Source organism: uncultured Bradyrhizobium sp., from assembly GCF_964252615.1.
Taxonomy (GTDB): domain Bacteria; phylum Pseudomonadota; class Alphaproteobacteria; order Rhizobiales; family Xanthobacteraceae; genus Bradyrhizobium.
The window spans coordinates 22,370-42,373 of the sequence record NZ_CAXUNQ010000013.1 but is presented as its reverse complement, the minus strand read 5'-3'; the positions used below and the strand labels follow the sequence as shown (position 1 = coordinate 42,373).

Here is a 20,004-nt window from a genome sequence, read left to right as displayed (position 1 = left end):
GCCTTCCGTATCATTGGCGGCACGGCGCGTAGGTCGGGGCCTGCACGGGGACGACATCAGATCTGCTGCCGCTCCTGCGCGTACCGCACCAACGCGACATACCGATAAATCCCGTGCACGAACTTGCCGTACGGCATGGTGAGAAACAGCGCGAACACGACGCCGAGATGCAGCGCCAGCAGCGGGCCCATCGCCGCAGTGTCGCGCAGCATCAGCAACGCCATGCCGGTCAGACTGGTCATGAACAGCATCGCGATGAAGGCGACGTCCATGCCGAGGCGCTGCTGGTCGACCAGCGCGGGATCGCGCGCGAACTTTTCCGCCAGCAGTCCCGCAGGCCCGATCAGCAGGCCGAGGCCCCCCAGCGTACCCAGCACCACCGGCAGGTCCCACCATGGATACGGCGCCTCGCGCGCAAGCAGGTAATGATACAGCGTCGCAATGCAGGTCGAGGCGAAGCAAAGGACAAAGCCGTAGAAGGCGAAATGATGATAAATCTTGCGGCGGTCGTTCGGCCGTTCGTCCTCGTTGACGCAGCCGACGCCGCCGCCGTCGAGATAGCGCAACTCGCCGGCATCCCGCATCGCCCGAAACAGCGCGCGCGGTCCGGCGCGCCCGCCGACGGGTTCGCCGATGTCGCGCCAGAAGGCGCGGACGCCCATCGCAAGCGCGACGATCGCATACAGGAACACCGCGCCGAACAGCACCGCCATCGCGTTATGCGGCATCAGTTCATAGAACGCGCCGGGGCCGGTATGGACGCCGAACAGAACCTGCCGGTCGTTGAAAGCGGCGAAGCCGAAGATGAACAGCGCGACGCTGAAGCTCGCGATGATACTGATGGCGAGCCCGTTGCGGGCGAAGGCGCCGGAGAAAAGCGCGGGCCAGGCATAGGCGGCGTAGGATTCGGCGCGGGCGATCGCCATCGCTTTCGGGACGTTGACGTTGAATTCATGCGGCGGCGAGAACTGGCAGTCGGGATAGCAGGCGCCGCAACCGTGGCAGAGATTGGCGAGGTAGTTCAGGTCGCCATCGGAAAACGAACGGCGCAGCTCCATCGCCGGAAAGACCGCGCACAGGCCCTCGCAATAGCGGCACGAATTGCACACCGTCATCAGGCGGTCGGCTTCCTCGAGAATTCTTGTTCCGTGCATGCTGCTGCTTCCCTCAGGGCTTTTTGGTCAGCCCCTTGCCTTCCAGCCAGGTCTGGATCAGCGCGGCCACCTCGGCATTGTTCTTGTCCATCATCATCATGTGCGAATTGCCGTTGATGCCGGCCTTGGGCAGGTCGACCACCTCGGCCGTGCCGCCGGCGGCGCGGATGCCGTCGGCAAAAGCGGCGCCGGTGGCGCGAATTTTCGGCCAGCGCGAATCCTGCTCGATAAAGTCGCCATAGACCAATAGCGACGGAATGCCTTTCAGTGCATCCACCCTGCCCGGATCGCCCACCCCCGCCGGTTCTACCGCGACCAGCGCCTTGACCTTGTCGGGTCGGGCTTGGGCCGCCTTGAAGCCGAACGCCCCCGCCTGGCTGTGAAACAGGATCACGCAGGGGCAGACGCGGTCGATCTCGGCGATATAGGCGGCCAGCGTCGCGTCGTCGTTGGTGGTCCAGCGCGGAACGCCCTGTTTGGTGAAGTTGTCGTAGCCCTCGTTTGGAAACTGGCTGCCCGGCATCAGCTTCCGTTTCGCCGGATCCGGATCCCAGCCCGGGCCGGTGCCGATGCGAAACCGTTCGAACGGATTGCTGGTGGTGAGAAACACCGGCTCGCTTTTGAAGATGTCGGGATATTGCGCCCACCCGGCACGGCCGCGCTCGACCGCGTCGGAATTGTAGACGCTCCAGCCGCGGCGCAGGAAATAGTTCAGCCAGCCTTCGCGCCCATCCGGCGTGGTCTCATAGGTGACGCCGGTAAGGCCGCCGCCATGCCACATCAAAAGCGGATAAGCGCCTTTCTCGTCGGCGGGCAGAAAATACTGCACATACATCTGCTCGACCTGGTAGGTGCCGTTGGGATCGATCTTGGCCGGCACGCCGCCTTGCGTGAAAACGACTTCCTTGACCGGCCTGCCAGAGATCTCGACCAGCCGGCCGCCGACATGGAACGAGCCCATGTCGCGCAACGCGATTGGTTCAGCCGCGAACGCCGGTGTTGCCAGTAACGAAAGGGAAACGATCGCACCGCGGATGCGTGACATGGTCATTCCTTCAGTTCTTTGCATGTTGCGCCGCTTCGCGTCCCGCCACCCGGCCGAACACGCTGCCGATGGTCATTCCGATCCCCGCCGCATAGCCTTTGCCCAGCACATTGCCGGCCATGATCTCGCCGGCGGCGAACATGTTCGATGACGGCTTGCCGTCCTTCATCAGCATCCGCGCCTGCCGGTTCACGCGGGTACCGAGATAGGTGAAGGTGATGCCGGGCCGCACCGGATAGGCAAAATACGGCGGCGTCTCGATTCTGCGCGCCCAGTGCGTCTTCGGCGGCATCAGGCCCTCGGTGCGGCAATCGTCCAATACGGTGTGATCGAAGGTGCCGGGCCGCACCGCGGCGTTGAAATCGGCGACGGTTTTTTCCAGCGCGTCTGGATCGAGATCGAATTTGCCGGCAAGCTCCGCCATGCTGCCGGCCTTGATCGGCGGGAACAGCGTCGGCATGAAGCTGTTGAGGACCGTTGAATCGAAGACGATGTAGGCGATCTGGTCGGGTTGCGCTGCGACCAGCCGGCCCCAGATCGCATAGCGTTTCGGCCAGATGTCTTCGCCCTCGTCGTAGAAGCGCTGCGCATGCTTGTTGACGACGATGCCGAACACCACCGAATCATGCCGCGTGATGATGCCGCCGTCGAATTTCGGCGCGCGGGCGTCGATGGCCACCGCGTGGCATTGCGTCGGATCGCCGACCTCCTGCACGCCCCGGGCCAGCAGAATTTTCAGGACCGAGCCGCGATTATAGGGCGTGCCGCGGATCAGGAAATTGTCGGCGGCGTCGCCCCAGTACTGCTTCAGCCATTCGATGTTGGCCTCGAAGCCTCCGGCGGCGGCGACCAGCGTCGAGGCGCGCACGCTGACGCGGCCGTCGCCCTGCTTCAGCGAAGCGGAGAGAAACATGCCGTCCTCGATTTCAAGATCGAGCACTTCGGCGTCGTAAAGGATGTCGATGCCGAGTTTTTCCGCGGTCAGATACAGGGCATTGAGCATCGCCCGGCCGCCGCCGAGAAAGAATGAATTGGTCCGCCCCAGGCTCAGCGTCCCGCCCAGCGAAGGCTGCCAGCGCACGCCCTGCTCGACGATCCACCCCAGGATGTCTTTCGACTCCCGGATCATGAAGCGTGCAAGTTCCTCGTCGGTCTGCCCGCCGGTGACGCGCAGCAGATCTTCCCAGAACTCCTGCTCGGTGTAGGGGCCGGTGAGGATGTCGGTCGCCGCGTCATGGGCGCAGCGCATGTTGCGGGTATGGCGGGTGTTGCCGCCGCGATAGAATTTCGGCGCGCCTTCCAGCACCAGCACCGACGCGCCCGACCTGCGCGCGCCGATCGCGGCGCACAGTGCGGCGTTGCCGCCGCCGATCACCAGCACGTCGAATTTTCGGGTGAGATCCGCCATGCGCCTTGTTAGCTGGTTTGCAGGAGAAGCAAAACCGCTGCGATCAGGCCGCGACCGCCTCGCGGGTTTCGATGATCCGGCCGCCCCGATAGATGACCAAGGTCGCAATGAGGCCGCTGGCCGCGGCCAACATCAGCCAGAATGCCGGCGAGGAACTGCTGCCGGTCTCCGAGATCAGCCACGTCGCCGCCAACGGGGTAAAGGTCCCGAACAAGGCGGCCGCGAGACTGAACGCCAGCGAGAAGCAGGTGGTACGCACATGGGCCGGGACAATCTCGGTCAGCGCCGCGACCATCGCGCCGTTGTAGACGCCGAAATAGAGCGAGAACACCAGTTCGACGATCAGCATCTTGGCGAAGGTCGGTTCGGCGACGAGCCACGACAGCATCGGATAGGCGGTGACCAGCGAAAGACCTGCGATCGTCAGCAGCACCGGCTTGCGCCCGATGCGGTCCGAGACCGCGCCGCCGACCGGAAGCCAGATGAAGTTGGTGACGGCGACGAAGAGAGTCACCAGCAGCGCCTCGCGCGTCGTCAGCTTGAGAACGTTCTTGCCGAAGGTCGGGGTGTAAACCGTGACGAAATAAAACGTCACGGTGGTCATCGCGACCATCATCATGCCCCAGAAGATGATCCGCCAGTTTACCGCCGCCGAGGCGAAAACCTCGGACGCGGTCGGATGCTTCTTCATCGCCAGAAATGCCGGAGTTTCCTCGAGCGTGCGGCGAAGCACGAAGATGAACGGAACGATGGCGCAGCCGATGAAGAACGGGATCCGCCACCCCCACGCCGCGATCGTCTCCGGCCCCATGCTTTCGCTGAGCGCGAAGCCGATGATCGCGGCCGCGAAGATCGCAACCTGCTGGCTGGCGGACTGGAACGAGGTGTAGAAACCTTTGTTGCCCGGCGTCGCGATTTCGAACAGGTATACCGACACGCCACCAAGCTCGACGCCCGCCGAGAACCCCTGCAGCAGCCGTCCGATCAGGACGAAGATCGGGGCGGCGATGCCGATGCTGGCATAGGTCGGGCACACCGCGATGAACACCGTGCCCATCGCCATGATCGCCAAGGTCACGATCAAGCCCTGGCGGCGGCCGATCCGGTCGATATAGGCGCCGAGCACGATGGCGCCGACCGGGCGCATCAGCGCGCCGAGCCAGAACGTGGTGAAGGTCAGCAGCAGCGCCGTCGTTTCATTGCCCGGGGGGAAGAACGCCTTGGAAATCGCGGTGGCATAAAAGCCGAACAGGAAGAAATCGAACTGTTCGAGGAAATTGCCGCTGGTCGAGCGCAGGATGGCGCCAAGGCGGGATTTGATCTGCGGAGTTTCCGATGCCACCACTGACGTCATGATCCAATCCTCCCGGCCCAAGCAGTTGCTCTGCTATGGCGCGACAATCTGCCACGCCTGCGGGGCGCCACCAAACGGAAAACGGGGCGGACAGGCGGAAAAAAGCGCCGCGGGAGTTTCAGGATCTGTTCTGGACAGAGGCGACCAGCCATTGCCGGAAGGCCGAAAGCTTCGGCGAGTCGGCGGCGCCTGCCGGAGAAACCAGATAGAACCCGGCGTCGGCCGGCAGCGTAATATCGAACGGCACCACGAGGCGGCCCTTGGCGATGTCGTCCTGCACGTAGGATGTCCGTCCGATCGCCACACCGATCCCGTCGATCGCGGCTTGCACCACCATCAGGATGAGGTCGAAAGTAACGCCGTGCTGCTTTGCGATGGTGGTCGGCAGGCCCGCGGCGGTGAGCCAGAGTCGCCAGTCGTCGTCATTGTTGGTGGAATGGAGCAGGACGTGGTGGGCAAGATCTTCCGGGCATCGCAATGGTTTGCTGCCGCTCAATAGCGCGGGGCTGCAGACCGGGAACAACTGGTCGGCCATCAGCCAATCCGCGCGCAGGCCCGGCCATTGGCCGCGGCCGTAGCGGATTGCCGCATCGACGTCGCCGCTGCCGAAGTCGACAAGGCTGGTCGACGTGGTGATGCGGACGTCGATGCCGGGATGCGCTTCCTGGAATGCGGAAAGTCTTGGCAACAGCCATTTCGCCGCCAGCGATGCCAGGGTGCTTATCGTCAGGACGTGGTCATTTTCCCGCCGCAGCAGCCGGTCGGTGGCGAGCCGAAGGTCGTTGAACGCCGCGCGTATGCCCGGCAGGTACTCCTTGGCCTGCTTTGTCAGCGTCAATGCGCGGTTCTGCCGGACAAACAACCGAATCCCGAGTTCCTGCTCCAACCGCTTGATCTGATGGCTGATCGCGGTCTGGGTAACGTTCAGTTCGGTCGCAGCATGAGTGAAACTGAGGTGCCGGGCTGCGGCCTCGAAGGCGCGCAATCCATTGAGCGAGGGCAATCTGGCGGTCATGTGAGCATCAATACATGAGTTTATCTCATGTGCCGAAGGACAAAGTGTCGTTTGTGGAACCAGCTGTCAAGGCTGATATTGCCGCCGGCATTTAACCTTAGGAGGCGACCATGTCGACCTGTACGCATGAATTGATGACTAATCATCATGGTTCCGGACTTTGGGCCCAGATCACCGAAACGCTTCATATCTGGCGCGACCGCCGGCATCAGCGCCGCGAATTGACCCACTGGACCGAGCGCGACCTGCATGACGTCGGGCTGTCCTGGAGCGACGTGGTGTACGAGGCCGAAAAGCCGTTCTGGCGGGCGTAGGCAGCCAAGGCCGACGTCGCTCCCGAAGAAGGACGCCGGCCATTTCTTTCAGTCTTACGGGAGCGCGCCATGATTGCTCTTGGACTCGACGACCTGAAGCAAACTTCCGACGTGCTGCTGTCGCGTGGCGGCAAAGCCTTTACGGTCCGCTTCGTCGAACCGCGCGACGGTGCGGCGCTGCAGGCCTATGTCCGGTCGCTGTCGGTGCGCTCCCGCTATAACCGGTTCCTCGGCGCGATCAGTGAACTGCCGCCAGCCGAACTCGATCATTTCACCCATGTTGGCGAGGGCGACCGCTTCAGCGTAATCGCGATGATGCGACCCGACGGCGTCGATACCATCATCGGCGAGGCCCGCTATGCGTTCAATCCGGTTTCGGGAAGCTTCGAGTTGGGTCTGTCGGTCGACGACCGCTATCAGGGCCAGGGCATCGGCGCGGCGCTGTTGTCCAATCTGGAATGCCGGGCCGCAGCCTTCGGCGCCGGCCATATCTTCGGCGATACGCTGCGCTCCAACGACGCCATGATCGGCGTCGCCCGAAAGGCGGGATACTCCTTCGTGCCGACGCCCGGCGATTGGAAACTGGTGCGCTTCGAAAAACATATCGATGTGGCGCCGAAGGATATTCCGTGCGGCGGTTGGCGCCGCGCGGCGCAGCAGGCTGCGCAGCACGCTACGGTTTGATTGCCAGACCAAGCAAGTGGTCATGCCTGTCCCGGATCCACGTCTTCTTTTCGCGCGGCGGCGAAGACGTCGATGGCCGGGACGAGCCTTACCGGATTCACATATCTCGGCCGTCATTGCCGGGCTTGACCCGGCTGGCTTCACACATCTCGTCCTACGCGGGCTTGACCCGCGTATCCATCGCTCTTCGAAAAAGACTTTTGCGAAGCAGGATGGATTGCCGGGTCAAGCAATGACGATGAGATGTGTGCACCCTTTAGGGACGAGCCCGGCCATGATGGGACACGGACTAGTTTCCTTTAAATACCGGCCTGCGCTTCTCGATGAAGGCCTGCACCGCCTCCTTGTGATCTGCGGTCATGGTGGTGCGGACCAGGCGCTCGGCTTCGTGGTCGCGCGCGGTGGAAAAATCGAATAGCAGGGCTTCGTCGAGGTTGTCCTTCATGTAGCGCAACGCGATGGTCGGACCTTCAGCCATCGATTTTGCCAGCGCAAACGCTTCGTCCTGAAGGTTGGAATCGGGCACCACGCGATTGACCAGGCCGATCGCCTCGCAACGCCGGGCGTCGACTTTCTCCGCGGTGAACATCAACTCGCGCGCCCGCGAAGTGCCGACCAGCCGCGTCAGCAGCCAGGCGATGCCGTAATCGCCGCTCAAGCCGACACGCAGGTAGCCGGTGGAGATAAACGCCGATTCCGCGCCGACGCGGATATCGCAGGCCATGGCGATGGCAAGGCCGGCGCCGACGGCGGCGCCGGGAAGTGCCGCAATGGTCGGCTTGCGCACCGATACCAGCGCGCCGGTCAGGAGGCGCTGGCGCTCCTGCAGGTCAGCGACCTTTTCGTCATGGGACATTGCGAGCCGCTTCGGGTCGCGGTGCGCGCCCATGCCCTTGACGTCGCCGCCCGAACAGAACGCGGTGCCGGCGCCGGTGATCAACAGCGCGCCGACCTCAGGATTTTCACCGCACGTTTTGATCATGGTGCGCAGCGCCGGCGTCAGTCGGTCCGACAGCGCGTTGCGGGCCTTGGGCCGGTTGAGCGTGATCACCGCGACGCGGTCGCGGATCGCGCAAAGCAGTTCGTCGGTACCGGTGTCGATTCTGGTCTCGGCGGTCATGTAAAAAACTCTCCAGCTTTTTGTGTCGTCGTTGCGCGGAGCGCTTGCGACGAAGCAATCCGGCCTGTGCTCCGCTCTCCGGACCGCTTCGCGTCGTTCGCAATGACGATTCAGAATTTCTCCACCCACGGCCGCAGTTCCAGCTCCCAGCTCCAGGCGCTGCGCGGCTGCTGCAGCACGTTCCAGTAGCTCAGCGCAATCGCGTCGGGATCGAGCATCGAATCCGGCCGGTCCGCCGCTTCCGCGCGCGCCGCGCTGCGGATGCTGCCGTCGATCACGAAATGAGCGACGTGAATGCCCAAAGGCGACAATTCCCGCGCCATGCTCTGGGCCAGCCCACGCAGCGCGAACTTGCCCATCGCGAACGGCGCGGATTGCGGATAGCCCTTGACGCTGGCGGAGGCGCCGGTGAACAGGATCGCGCCGTGCCTGCCGGGCAGCATGCGGCGCACCGCCTGCTGCGCCACCAGGAAGCCGCCGAACGCGCTGACGGCGATGGCCTGCGCTACGTCGGCGGGGACCAGGTCGACGAACGCGCCGCGCGCCCGGGCGCTGGCATTGTAGACCACCAAATCCGGCGCCGCGATCTCGCGTTCGACCGACCCGAACAGCCGTTCGACCTCGTCCGCGTCGGCGGCATTGCAGGCGAAAGCGCGCGCGCCGGTTTCGGAGCACAGCGCGCTAAGCTTTTCGATCCGGCGCGCGGCCAGTGCGACGCGAAGCCCTTCCCTGGCGAACAAACGCGCCAGCGACGCGCTTACGCCTTCGCCGGCGCCGACGATCAGCGCGGTCTGGTAGTTCGCAACGTCCATGAGGATTTTTTCTCCATTAAATCGACGGTCAGCCGCGCAGCCCGGCAAGGCATCCGGCGGTCTCCAGCACCGGGTCGAGCGCCGTCTTGTCCGGCGCGGCGGCGTATCTGGCGCGCAGCATGGCGAGCGACCGCGCATGATATTTCTGCGGCTTTTGGGTCCAGACGTGATCGCCGAGCGTAACGCTGAATTCCTCCCGTCCGTCGCCGACCGCATGTTCATTGGCCGATGTCCAGGGCATGAACAGGCGGCCGACCTGCTGCGTCAGGATCGGCATCAGCGTCGGCTGCAGCATCGCCCATGACTCGAACCGGCCTTCGGCCCTCGGCCACAGCATGCGATGCACCCAGTCCAGCACATACGGCGCGCCGCCGCCGATCAGCGCGCCCGCGGTCGGATCGGTCCACATCTCGTAGATCTGCCCCCACAGCCCGAAATCGCCGAACGCGGGACGGCCGCCGAACAGATAGGGCCGTCCGGCCAGATGCTGATCGAGCAGGCCCAGCAACTCGAGGAAACCAGCCTCGATCTGCGGCGCGTTGGCGGCGTTGGAGCCGACGAACCAGACCCGGTCCACCATGCGCTGGCGCACTTTCGCCGTGAAAGCCGCATGGTTCTCTTCATCGGCGGCCGGGCCGCGCATGCGCGCCAGACGCCCGGCCGAACTGATCTGATCGACCTCGCGCGCCCAGCGGTAGTGAAACATCCATTTGTTGCCCCACTCGTCGCCGAATTCCTCGACCAGCGCCGAGATGAAGCCGGCGACGGGATCTTCAGGATGAATCGACGGTTCTGGATGGAGTTTCTCGACGGCGTCGATGATCGGCGTCGAATCCTGGATGCCGGCGCCTTGCGGCGTCACCACCAGCGGAATAATCGGAATCTTGGCATGCTTCTCGAATTCCGCCTGGCTCGCCGCGTTGCGCAGGACCCATTGATGCGGAATGCCCTTGTAGCGGAAATAAGAGCGCACCTTGACCGAATAGGGCGACATCTCGGCCCCGATGATGCGATAGACATCCGTCATTGGTGATCCTCCGCTTGATTTTTGACGGCCTTTATCGCCCGCTCTATCTGTAGCATGATCTACAGCATTCAATGCGGCCTGTCGAAGACGCCGCGTCCCGGGGTGAACGAGCGAGAGCCGCCGATGCACGCACTGAACCAGCATGCCGATATCGCGGCGGCAGCCGATCGACCCGGGCCGATCGCGCCGGATACGTCCGGCATGAATTTCTACCGCGCCGATCCGGCGCTGGCCGATCTGCTGCGCATCCATCTGTCCGACCGGCTGTTTCGCCACATCGAGCCGCATCTCGACCGGCTCGGCGGCCTCGCCGGCGGTGATCTCGACGAATGCGCGCGGCTGGCCGATCGTCATGGGCCGGTGCTGCATCAGCGCGACCGTTTTGGGCGCGATGCGCAATGGATCGAATATCATCCGGCCTACCGCGAACTGGAGCGCGCCGCGTTCGGCGAGTTCGGCATTCACGCGCTGTCGCTGCGCAAAGGCGTCATGGGCTGGCCGCACACCTATCCGGTGGTGGCGAAACACGCCTTCACGTTTCTGTTCAATCAGGCCGAATTCGGCTTGGGCTGTCCGATCAATGTCACCGACGGCTGCGCGAAACTGCTGTCGAAGTTCGGCGACGCTGCGCTGAAACAAAAGTACCTCGACGGCCTGACCCAGACCGATATGGCCAAGCTGACCCAGGGCGGCCAGTTCATGACCGAGAAGGAAGGCGGCTCCGACGTCGGCAAGCTGACGACGACCGCCGTGCGGGAAGGCGATCACTGGCGGCTGTCGGGCGAGAAGTGGTTCTGCTCCAATGCCGATGCGGAGATCGTCATGCTGCTGGCCCGGCCCCAAGGCGCCGAAGGCGGCACCCGCGGCGTCGGCCTGTTCCTGATGCCGCGCCGGCTTGATGACGGCTCGCCCAACCATTACCGGATCGTGCGGCTGAAGGACAAGCTCGGCACCCGCTCGATGGCCTCGGGCGAAATCAAGCTGGAAGGCGCGATTGCGTATGCCGTGGGGCGGCTCGACCGCGGTTTTGTGCAGATGACGGAGATGGTGAATTCCTCGCGGCTGTCCAACGGCGTGAAATCCACGGCGCTGATGCGGCGCGCGCATCATGACGCGATGACGGTGGCGCGCGGCCGGGTGGTCTTCGGGCAGCGCATCATCGATCTGCCGTTGGCGCGGCGGCAATTGATGAAGATCATGCTGGCGACCGAGCAGGCGCTGTCGATGAGTTTTATCACCGCCGATGCGCTGGATCGCGCCGAGGCCGGCAGCCAGGAAGCCGCGGCGCTGCTGCGTATATTGACGCCGACCCTGAAATTCCGCGCCACCCGCGACGCGCGCAAGGTGTGCGGCGACGCGCTGGAGATGCGCGGCGGCATCGGCTACATCGAGGAATTCGCGCCCGCGCGGCTGCTGCGCGACGCGCATCTGGGATCGATCTGGGAGGGGACCTCCAATATCGTCGCCCTCGATGCGCTAAAGCGCGCGGTCGGGCGCCACGGCGCCGACGCGGCGCTGGCCGCGGATTTGCACGCCCGCCTCGACGACAGCGCCGAGGTGCCGGCGGCATGGCGCGACCGGTTGCGGGATCTCACCGGCCGCGCCGTCGGCTTCGCCCGCGACGTGGCCGGACGAACCGACAACGAAGCCGAGGCGCGCCGCGCCACCAGCCTGCTGTATCATGTCGCAAGCGCGGTTGCGCTGGCGTGGGAAGGCGGACGCATTCATCGGATGCGCGGCGATGCCCGCCGGCTGCTGCTGTCTCGCCTCGTGATCGATCACCGCGTGGCGGTGGGCGATCCGTTCCGGCTCACGGAAAATGCGACGCAGCGGGCGATATCGGGCCATTTGCTCGGCGACCGTGACGTCGGCATGGCCGAGGTTGGCGAACTGCTTTCGGCCGTGTAGCGCGCGACCGTCATTCCCCCGGTCATGCACGGGCTTGACCCGCGTATGACGCGATGTATGCATCCAGTAGGATCAAGCCCGGCAATGAAGGGTTGTCACCTCGACACATGCGCCGATACCGCGAGCCAGCGGCCGTTCTGCCTCGCCCAGCAATCGGTGTAACGGCCCGCCGCCGGCTTGCCGTCCGGTGTGATGTAGCTGGTGGCGGCATGAATGATCGCGAAGTTACCCATCACGCGAATCCTGACATCGTGCGCTTCAAGGTCCCTGATCGCGACCGGTACCGCCGTCTGCTTCAGGAAACCCGCGCGATCGACCAGCGATTTGTCGGGATTGGAGCAGTAGAAATCGTCGGCCAGAATTTCGTCGAAACGTTTTACGTCCGAGGTCTGAACGGAATTGACATAGTCGCGGTTCAGACTGGTCAACTCGGCGAGGTCATCTGTCATTTTCCAATCCTCCATGCCTAATCGTTGAACATCGGCGGCGGAACAAACCCGCCGAATTCGCGCTCGATCAGCTCGGCCAGCTTCAAGGGCGTGCGGTCCTCCAGCCAGGGACCGACGATCTGCACGCCAAGCGGCAAGCCCTGTGGCGACAGGCCGAGCGGAATCGCGGTTGCCGGCAGACCGGGCAGGGTGGCGATGCCGGGCCATGCCAGTTGATCGGGATAGGAGTGGTGCTTGCCGTCGATGTCGATGCGGCGCATTTCCTGCTCCGGCGAGTGATCGTGCGGATAGGCCGGCGTCGGCATGATCGGGCAGATCACCGCATCGAACGTCCTGAACAGTTCATGCCACTGCGCGCGCAGCCGTGCGCGGGCGCCGTCGTCCAGCACCCAGGCGCGGTGACTGAGGGTGATGCCGCGCAGGCGTTCGGCGGCGAGGCTGACATCCTCTGGCTTCAGATGCGTCGCGGCGTCCTGCACCCGCGCGATCACCTCCGGCGGGAAGAATGCGCCGAGGAACGACATCAGCATTCGCATATAAAGCCGCGAGGATGCAGCGAAGTCGGGCAGCAGCGGGCTTTGCCGCGCGACGTTCACGCCGGCCTTGCCAAGGTTGCCGGCCAGTTCCTCGATCGCGCCGCGAACCTCGCTGCTGGTCGGCAGCACCGGATCGCTGTCGACCAGCAGCACGCGAAAATTCTTCAGTTCGCCATGGCGCGGCGGCGGCAGCGCGAGCTTGTAGGCCTTGCCGGCGTCGATCGGATCGGGTCCGGCGATGACGTCGAGCAGCAGCGACAGGTCGGCGGCGCTGCGCGCCATTGGCCCGATCACGGCGAGGTCGCGGTCCAACGGCAGCGGCGGGAACGGCGGCGGCGTATGGCCGCGCGACGGTACCAGCGCGAAGGTCGGCTTGTGGGCATAGACGCCGCAATGAAACGCCGGCACGCGCAACGAGCCGCCGATGTCGGAGCCGAGCGACAGCGGGCCGTAGCCCGCCGCAAGCGCCGCCGCCGATCCGCCGGACGATCCGCCGGGGGTACGGCCGAGATCGAACGGGTTGTTGGTGGCGCCGTAAATCTCGTTGTAGCTCTGCCAGTCGCCGAGGCCGAGCGGCACGTTGGTCTTGCCGAGGATCACGCCGCCCGCCGCCTTTACCCGCGAAATCGACAGCGCATCCTCGGGCGGCCTGAAATCCTTCTGCGCCGGAAATCCCCAGGTCGTCGGCAGGCCTGCGATGTTATAGGATTCCTTTACGGTGATCGGCAGGCCCAGCAGCGGACCGGTTTCGCCCTTCGCCAGCGCGGCGTCGGCGGCGCGGGCGGCGTCCAGGCCGCGCGCGAAATCCCTGACGCAGATGGCATTGATTTTTGCGTCGTGCCGCTCGATGCGGTCGATGGCGTCCTGCGCCAGTTCCAGCGCGGAAACCTTTTTCGCGGCTAGCGCCGACGCACATTCGACGGCGCTCGTGAAGCTCCATTGCGATCTGGCCAAGGCGCGCTCCCGTGTTGTTTGGCAGGCCGGATGATGCTCAGTTCCGCAGTGCGTCGCAAGAGCATGAAGCGGCGCGCCGGACCACTATTGGCGGCCAACCGGTTCGGCGTATATCCTTTCGAATCCATAAGACAAAAACGCCGCCGGGGGAAACCACCATGAAATGCGGATATTTTGCAAGCGCGGGTATTGCATGTGCGATCGGTATCGGCATCGCCTCCGCCACGGCGGCCGAAATCCGGCTGGCCGAACAATTCTCGATGGGCTACCTGCAATTCAACGTCATGAAGCGGGACAAGCTCATCGAAAAATATGCCGCGCAGCGCGGGCTGAAGGATTTCAAGGTTTCGTGGCAGCGCTTCAACGGGCCGGCGGCGATGAACGAAGCGCTGCTGTCCGGTTCCACCGACGTCGTGACCGGCGGCGTACCCGGCCTGATCACGCTGTGGGACAAGACCCAGGGTACCTCGTTCGAGGTCAGGGGCATCTGCGCGCTGAGTTCGCAGCCGTTCCTGCTCAACACCTCCAATCCGGCGATCAAGTCGATCAGGGACTTTTCCGAGCGCGACCGCATCGCCGTTCCTGCCATCAAGGTATCGGTCCAGGCCGTCGTGCTGCAGATGGCGGTGGCGGCGGCGTTCGGCGAAGAGAACTACGCAAAACTGGATTCGCTGACGGTGTCGATGTCGCCGCCCGACGCCACCATCGCGCTGCTCACCGGCTCGGGCAACATCACCACGGTATTCAGCGTGCCGCCGTTCCAGCTTCAGCAGCTGGAACAACAGAACATTCACACCGTGTTGTCGTCGTTCGAGGTGCTGGGGCCGCATACATTCACCGTGGCCTGGACCTCGGCGCGGTTTCGCAAGGACAACGCCGAACTCTACGCGGCATTTCTTGACGCCATGAAGGAAGCAACGGCAATCGTGTCGTCCGATCCGAGACGGACCGCGCAGACCTGGATCAACGACACCAGCTCAAAACTTCCGGTCGAGACGGTGATGAAAGTGCTGACCGGGCCCGGCGTGGAATGGACCATGACGCCGTCGGCAACAATGAAATTCGCGAAATTCATGCGCAAGGTCGGCAGCATCAGGCACGACCCGGCGTCGTGGCAGGACATGTTCTTTCCGGAAATCGGCGATCTGAAAGGAAGCTAGAGTCGTTGTGAGGAAAGTTCGTCATGCCCGGGCTTGTCCCGGCCATGACGGATCTAACGCGCGGCCTGCCGCAAAAATTCCAGCAGTAGCCGGCTCACCTGCTTCGGCTGCTCCTGCTGCACCCAATGCCCCGCGCCGTCGACCAGATGGCAGCCGAGCATGCGCGTGCAGACGGTAGTCTGCATCGACTCGAACACACCGGGACGCTGATAGGTGCCCCAATCCTGCTTGCCGGAAATGAAGCACGACGGCGCGTCGATGGTCCGGCCGGAAAATGTCTGAAGTTCCGGGACGAACGCGCCGGAGGTGCCGCAGCGGTACCATTGCAGCCCGCCCTGGAATCCGGTGCGGGTGTATTCGGCGCTGTAAAAGCCAAGTTCGTTGTCGGGCAGCCATTGGTTGGCGGCGATTTGCGAAGGCGACGGCATCTCCTCCGCCACCGTTTCCGCCATGCCTTTGGCGAGGTCCATCGTGTAATAGGTCGGCAGTTTCGCCAGTTCGCTCGCGGTCCATTCCTTGAGCGGACCGGGATGGTTGTCCTTCCAGTCCGCGCTCTTGTGATGGTAATAGGCGCGCAGAAAGTCGTGCACGCCCTGGCGCGCGTGATGCATGTTGGCGTTCGCGTCGCGCGTCGAATAATACCATTGATAATGCTTGCGCGGCCGCGGCAACGCCGCCAGCTCACGATGCACGGGATCGTCGCGCTTCGGCTTTGGCGGGCCATCCGCCGTGTCGAATGGAAGCGGCGGCGGACCCGCAAACGGCGCGCTCATCAGCACGACCGACCGGAACACGTCGGGACGTACCAGCGCGCACCATGCGGCGATCGATGAGCCGGCATCATGGCCGACCACCGCATCGACCGCGCGATAGCCGAACGCCGACACCAGCCCGAGCGCGTCGCGCACCATATTGAGCAGCCGGAACGAATTCAGGTCGCCGTCATAGTCGGCGTCCCAGCCGGTGGTGCGGCCATAGCCGCGCTGGTCCGGCGCGATCACGTGATATCCCGCCGCGGCCAGTGTCGGCATCACCTTGCGCCAGGAGTAAGCCAGTTCGGGAAAGCCGTGCAGCAGCAGGATGCAGGGCCGGCCTTTGGTTTCAAAGCCGGCTTCCAGCACATGCATGGTGAGGCCGTTGATGTCCTCGACGAAGCGCGAGCGGATGCCCGGCGGCAGCGGAATGGCGGGAAAGGGAACGTTCATGCGCGATATTTACCCCGTCATTGCCGGGCTTGACCCTACCGGATTCACATATCTCGTCATACGCGGGCCAAGCCGGGACGATAGCGCAGTTTACCCCGCCTGCTTCGGCCAATACCGGTCGCGCAGGTGCCGCTTCACCAGCTTGCCGGTCGGCGTACGCGGCAGTTCGGCCTCGAAATCGATGCTCTTCGGGCATTTGATCGGCGACAGATGCTTGCGGCAAAACAGCATCAGCTCGGCCTCCAGCTCCTTGCCGGCGCGCGCCATGTCGTGCGGCTGCACCACGGCTTTGACCTCTTCGCCCATTTCCTCGTTGGGTACGCCGAACACCGCGACGTCGGCGATATCGGGATGCGTGATCAGCACGTCCTCGGTTTCCTGCGGATAGATGTTCACGCCGCCGGAAATGATCATGTAGGACTTGCGGTCGGTCAGGTAGAGAAAGCCCTCCTCGTCGAGATAGCCCACATCGCCCAGCGTCGACCAGCCTTTTGCATTGAATGCGCGCGCGGTCTTTTCCGGATCGTTGTGATAGGAAAACACCGGCGCGTCGGCGAAATACACCGTGCCGATCTTTCCTGCGGGAAGCTCCTCATCGTTCTCGCCGAGGATTTTCACCTTGCCGACCACGGCGCGGCCGACGGTGCCGCGGTGATCGAGCCATTGCTGCGAGGTCGACACCGTGACGCCGTTGCCTTCGGAACCCGCATAATATTCGATCAGTTTCGGCCCCCACCACGCGATCATTTTTGCTTTGACATCGACCGGGCAGGGCGCTGCGGCGTGGATCGCGCCCTTCAGCGAGGAGATGTCATAGCGCAGGCGTACTTCCTCCGGCAGCTTCAGCATGCGCACGAACATGGTCGGCACCAGTTGCGACTGCGTGACCCTGTGCTTCTCCACCAGCTTCAGGAACTGCTCGGCATCAAAGGATTCCATGATGATCGAGGTGCCGCCGAGCGTGATCGCCATCATGTTGAACCGCAGGGGAGCGGCGTGATACAGCGGCGCCGGCGACAGATAGATGCTATCGGATGACATGCCGCACATGTCGGCGCACAGCAGCTTCAGGAACGGATTGGGCAGGTCGATCGGGTTGTTCTCGTTGGCGCGCTTGATGCCCTTGGGCCGGCCGGTGGTGCCCGACGAATACAGCATGTCATAGCCGGCGACCTCGTCCGGTATCGGCGTGGCCGGCTGCGCGAGGGCTTCCCTGTCCCAGGAGCGGAAGCCGGGCAGCGGCTCGTCGAGCATGAAGAACAAGGGCGCGCCCGGCGCTTCGCTGACCAGACCCTTGATCGCATCGGCGCATTTCGGCGAGGTGATGACGACCTTGGCGCCGCAGTCCTTGACGATGTAGGCGATCTCGTCCTGTGTGAGGTAGCGGCTGATCGCGGTGTAATACAGCCCCGCGCGTTGCGCCGCCCAGCAGATCTCCATGAACGCCAGCCGGTTCTCGATCAGGAATGCAATGTGATCGCCGGCGTTCAACCCCAGCGAACGAAACAGCTGCGCGCCCTGGTTCGAAAGCTCGTCGAGCTCGCGATAGGTGATCGCCTTGCCGCTGCCCGCCATCTGATAGGCGATCTTGTCCGGCTGCGTGCGCGCGTGCGCCGAGGGGTGGGTCATGAAATCCCGAAATCTTGCGTCGTCCCCGCCTTCGCGGGGACAACACCGGCGTTTATGTGATCCTACAGCCGCTCCACGATGGTCACATTGGCCATGCCGCCGCCCTCGCACATGGTCTGCAGGCCGTAGCGCTTGTTGGTCTGCTTCAGCGCATGCACCAGCGTGGTCATCAGCTTGGTGCCGGAGCCGCCCAGGGGATGGCCGAGCGCGATGGCGCCGCCGTTGACGTTGAGCCGCGCCGGGTCGGCGCCGGTGGTCTTCAGCCATGCGGTCGGCACCGAGGCGAAGGCCTCGTTGACCTCGAACAGGTCGATGTCATCGACCGACATGCCGGCCTTTTGCAGCGCGCGCTGCGTCGCCGGCAGCGGCGCTTCCAGCATGATCACGGGGTCGCCGCCCATCATGGTCATATGATGGATTCGCGCCATCGGCTTGACGCCGAGCGACTTCAGGCCCTTTTCGTTGACCACCATGACGCCGGAGGCGCCGTCGCAGATCTGGCTGGCGCTGGCGGCGGTGAGCTTGCCGCCGTTCTCGTTGATCAGTTTGACGCCTTTGATGCCCGCCAGCGTCGCGTCGAAGCGAATGCCCTCATCGATGTGGTGGGTGTCGGTCGATCCATCGGCGCGGGTGATTGTCAGCGGAACGATTTCGTCCTTGAACTTGCCGGCCTGGGTCGCGGCGATCGCGCGCTGATGGCTGTTGTAGGAATATTCGTCGAGTTCGTCCTTGGACAGGCCGTATTTCTCGGCCATCATCTCCGCGCCGGTGAACTGGCTGAACACGATGTTCGGATAGCGCTGTTCGAGTTTCGGACTCTTGTAGTGGCCAAAACCGTTCTTGGCCGGCAGCGACGAAGCAAGTCCCATCGGCACCCGCGTCATGCCCTCGACGCCGGCGGCGATCACCACGTCCATGGCCCCCGACATCACCGCTTGCGCGGCGAAATGCAGCGCCTGCTGCGATGAGCCGCACTGCCGGTCGATCGAGGTGCCCGGCACGCTTTCCGGCAATTTCGATGCCATCACCGCGTTGCGCGCGACGTTGTTGGACTGTTCGCCGGCCTGCATCACGCAGCCCATGATGACATCTTCGATCTGCGCAGGGTCCGCGCCCGAGCGCTCGACCAATGCATCCAGCACGGAAGCGGCGAGGTCGACCGGATGCCAGCTGGCAAGACGCCCTCCCTTGCGGCCGCCCGCGGTGCGCGCGGCGGCGACGATATAGGCCTCGGCCATGTTGATTCCCTCCTGGCGAAAAGATTTGCGACGGATTAAAGGAAGCCGCCGCGACCGAGTCAATCGACAATTATTGCTTGAGCGCAGTGGCCTCCTCGGCTTAGCTGTTTTCGGTGCAATGACGTCCTCGTACCGGCAAAAAAAGTGAACGCCGCGACAAGATCAGGGTAGGAGACCACAGCTATGCAGTTGAAAGACGTCTCGGTTCTCATCACCGGCGGCGGCTCCGGGCTCGGCGCCGCGACCGCGCGCGCCATGGCTGCCAAGGGCGCGAAAATCGCGGTGCTCGACCAGAGCAAGGAGAACGCCGAAAAGGTCGCGGCCGAGGTCAAGGGCGTGGCGCTGGTCGGCGACGTCACCAGCGAAGACGACGTCAAGGCGGCGATCGCCAAGGGTGAAGCCGCCAACGGTACCGCGCGCATCCTGGTGAATTGCGCCGGCATCGGCGGCTCGGCGCGCATCGTCGGCAAGCAGGGCGTCTATCCGCTCGACAAGTTCACCCGCGTCGTCATGGTCAACCTGGTCGGTACCTTCAACGTGCTGCGGCTGTTCACGGAAGCGTTGCTGAAGGAGCCGCCGGTCGGCGAGGAGCGCGGCGTCATCATCAATACCGCCAGCGTCGCGGCCTATGAGGGCCAGATCGGACAGGTCGCCTATTCGGCCTCCAAGGGCGGCGTGGTCGGCATGACGATTCCGGTGGCGCGCGACCTCGCGCAGCATCTCATCCGCGTCAACACCATCGCGCCCGGCCTGTTTCTTACCCCGCTGCTGATGGGATTGAACGAAGAGGCGCGCAAGAGCCTCGGCGCGCAGGTGCCGCATCCGGCGCGGCTCGGAGACGCTTCCGAATACGGCTCGCTCGCGGTTCACATCGTGGAAAATCCGATGATCAACGGCGAAACCATCCGCCTCGACGGTGCGATACGGATGGCGCCAAGGTAGTTCTCGCTCGTCGTCCCCGCGCAGGCGGGCCTATAACCCCCCGGCGTTTC

At 64.1% G+C, this 20,004-nt stretch carries 18 protein-coding genes; 5 read left to right on the top strand and 13 right to left on the bottom strand.

The window, feature by feature from the left end; all coding sequences use genetic code 11:
• Positions 1 to 56: 56 nt before the first annotated feature.
• From tcuB to ACFE72_RS09805, 5 genes are all read right to left on the bottom strand, one after another.
• Entirely contained in the window at positions 57 to 1,154 is a 1,098-nt protein-coding gene (tcuB, locus tag ACFE72_RS09825) for a tricarballylate utilization 4Fe-4S protein TcuB (RefSeq protein WP_375412898.1), read from the bottom strand.
• A 13-nt stretch (positions 1,155 to 1,167) separates the two neighbouring features.
• Positions 1,168 to 2,199 carry an esterase gene (locus tag ACFE72_RS09820; protein ID WP_375412897.1) on the bottom strand — a complete coding sequence of 344 codons (1,032 nt, stop codon included), beginning with the start codon at positions 2,197 to 2,199 and terminating at the stop codon, positions 1,168 to 1,170.
• A gap of 10 nt (positions 2,200 to 2,209) precedes the next feature.
• Positions 2,210 to 3,607 (bottom strand): FAD-dependent tricarballylate dehydrogenase TcuA, encoded by a 1,398-nt coding sequence (gene tcuA, locus ACFE72_RS09815; RefSeq protein WP_375412896.1) that lies wholly within the window; start codon positions 3,605 to 3,607, stop codon positions 2,210 to 2,212.
• Positions 3,608 to 3,650: 43 nt separating this feature from the next.
• Positions 3,651 to 4,961 carry an MFS transporter gene (locus ACFE72_RS09810; protein WP_375412895.1) on the bottom strand — a complete coding sequence of 437 codons (1,311 nt, stop codon included), beginning with the start codon at positions 4,959 to 4,961 and terminating at the stop codon, positions 3,651 to 3,653.
• A gap of 118 nt (positions 4,962 to 5,079) precedes the next feature.
• Complete coding sequence (locus ACFE72_RS09805; RefSeq protein ID WP_375412894.1) at positions 5,080 to 5,976, bottom strand: transcriptional regulator GcvA; 897 nt, start codon at positions 5,974 to 5,976, stop codon at positions 5,080 to 5,082.
• A gap of 110 nt (positions 5,977 to 6,086) precedes the next feature.
• On the opposite strand from ACFE72_RS09805, the gene ACFE72_RS09800 reads away from it, so the two are divergent.
• On the top strand, positions 6,087 to 6,290 hold the full coding sequence (locus tag ACFE72_RS09800; RefSeq protein WP_375412893.1) for a DUF1127 domain-containing protein: 204 nt from the start codon (positions 6,087 to 6,089) through the stop codon (positions 6,288 to 6,290).
• A 69-nt stretch (positions 6,291 to 6,359) separates the two neighbouring features.
• Complete coding sequence (locus ACFE72_RS09795; protein WP_375412892.1) at positions 6,360 to 6,974, top strand: GNAT family N-acetyltransferase; 615 nt, start codon at positions 6,360 to 6,362, stop codon at positions 6,972 to 6,974.
• Positions 6,975 to 7,263: 289 nt separating this feature from the next.
• On the opposite strand, the gene ACFE72_RS09790 is transcribed toward ACFE72_RS09795, so the two are convergent.
• From ACFE72_RS09790 to ACFE72_RS09780, 3 genes are all read right to left on the bottom strand, one after another.
• Positions 7,264 to 8,094 (bottom strand): enoyl-CoA hydratase, encoded by an 831-nt coding sequence (locus ACFE72_RS09790; RefSeq protein ID WP_375412891.1) that lies wholly within the window; start codon positions 8,092 to 8,094, stop codon positions 7,264 to 7,266.
• Between the two features lie 110 nt (positions 8,095 to 8,204).
• Positions 8,205 to 8,906: an SDR family NAD(P)-dependent oxidoreductase gene (locus tag ACFE72_RS09785; protein ID WP_375412890.1), complete on the bottom strand. Its 702-nt coding sequence runs from the start codon at positions 8,904 to 8,906 to the stop codon at positions 8,205 to 8,207.
• 28 nt (positions 8,907 to 8,934) lie between these two features.
• Positions 8,935 to 9,933 carry a glutathione S-transferase family protein gene (locus tag ACFE72_RS09780; protein ID WP_375412889.1) on the bottom strand — a complete coding sequence of 333 codons (999 nt, stop codon included), beginning with the start codon at positions 9,931 to 9,933 and terminating at the stop codon, positions 8,935 to 8,937.
• 123 nt (positions 9,934 to 10,056) lie between these two features.
• Here ACFE72_RS09780 and ACFE72_RS09775 point away from each other — a divergent pair, with 123 nt between their 5' ends.
• Entirely contained in the window at positions 10,057 to 11,841 is a 1,785-nt protein-coding gene (locus ACFE72_RS09775; protein WP_375412888.1) for an acyl-CoA dehydrogenase family protein, read from the top strand.
• Positions 11,842 to 11,936: 95 nt separating this feature from the next.
• Here ACFE72_RS09775 and ACFE72_RS09770 read toward each other — a convergent pair whose 3' ends face one another.
• Positions 11,937 to 12,290: a nuclear transport factor 2 family protein gene (locus tag ACFE72_RS09770; protein WP_375412887.1), complete on the bottom strand. Its 354-nt coding sequence runs from the start codon at positions 12,288 to 12,290 to the stop codon at positions 11,937 to 11,939.
• Positions 12,291 to 12,307: 17 nt separating this feature from the next.
• On the bottom strand, positions 12,308 to 13,780 hold the full coding sequence (locus ACFE72_RS09765; protein ID WP_375412886.1) for an amidase: 1,473 nt from the start codon (positions 13,778 to 13,780) through the stop codon (positions 12,308 to 12,310).
• A 158-nt stretch (positions 13,781 to 13,938) separates the two neighbouring features.
• Between ACFE72_RS09765 and ACFE72_RS09760 the strand changes: the two genes are divergently transcribed.
• Positions 13,939 to 14,940, top strand: a complete 1,002-nt coding sequence (locus ACFE72_RS09760) for an ABC transporter substrate-binding protein (protein ID WP_375412885.1) — start codon at positions 13,939 to 13,941, stop codon at positions 14,938 to 14,940.
• A 53-nt stretch (positions 14,941 to 14,993) separates the two neighbouring features.
• On the opposite strand, the gene ACFE72_RS09755 is transcribed toward ACFE72_RS09760, so the two are convergent.
• The 3 genes from ACFE72_RS09755 to ACFE72_RS09745 form a co-directional block, all read right to left on the bottom strand.
• Positions 14,994 to 16,145, bottom strand: a complete 1,152-nt coding sequence (locus ACFE72_RS09755; RefSeq protein ID WP_375412884.1) for an alpha/beta fold hydrolase — start codon at positions 16,143 to 16,145, stop codon at positions 14,994 to 14,996.
• Between the two features lie 90 nt (positions 16,146 to 16,235).
• Positions 16,236 to 17,774 carry an acyl-CoA synthetase gene (locus ACFE72_RS09750; protein ID WP_375412883.1) on the bottom strand — a complete coding sequence of 513 codons (1,539 nt, stop codon included), beginning with the start codon at positions 17,772 to 17,774 and terminating at the stop codon, positions 16,236 to 16,238.
• A 62-nt stretch (positions 17,775 to 17,836) separates the two neighbouring features.
• Positions 17,837 to 19,012, bottom strand: coding sequence for an acetyl-CoA C-acetyltransferase (locus ACFE72_RS09745; RefSeq protein WP_375412882.1), 1,176 nt, complete (start codon positions 19,010 to 19,012; stop codon positions 17,837 to 17,839).
• Positions 19,013 to 19,195: 183 nt separating this feature from the next.
• Between ACFE72_RS09745 and ACFE72_RS09740 the strand changes: the two genes are divergently transcribed.
• Positions 19,196 to 19,954: an SDR family NAD(P)-dependent oxidoreductase gene (locus tag ACFE72_RS09740; protein ID WP_375412881.1), complete on the top strand. Its 759-nt coding sequence runs from the start codon at positions 19,196 to 19,198 to the stop codon at positions 19,952 to 19,954.
• Positions 19,955 to 20,004 lie beyond the last annotated feature (50 nt).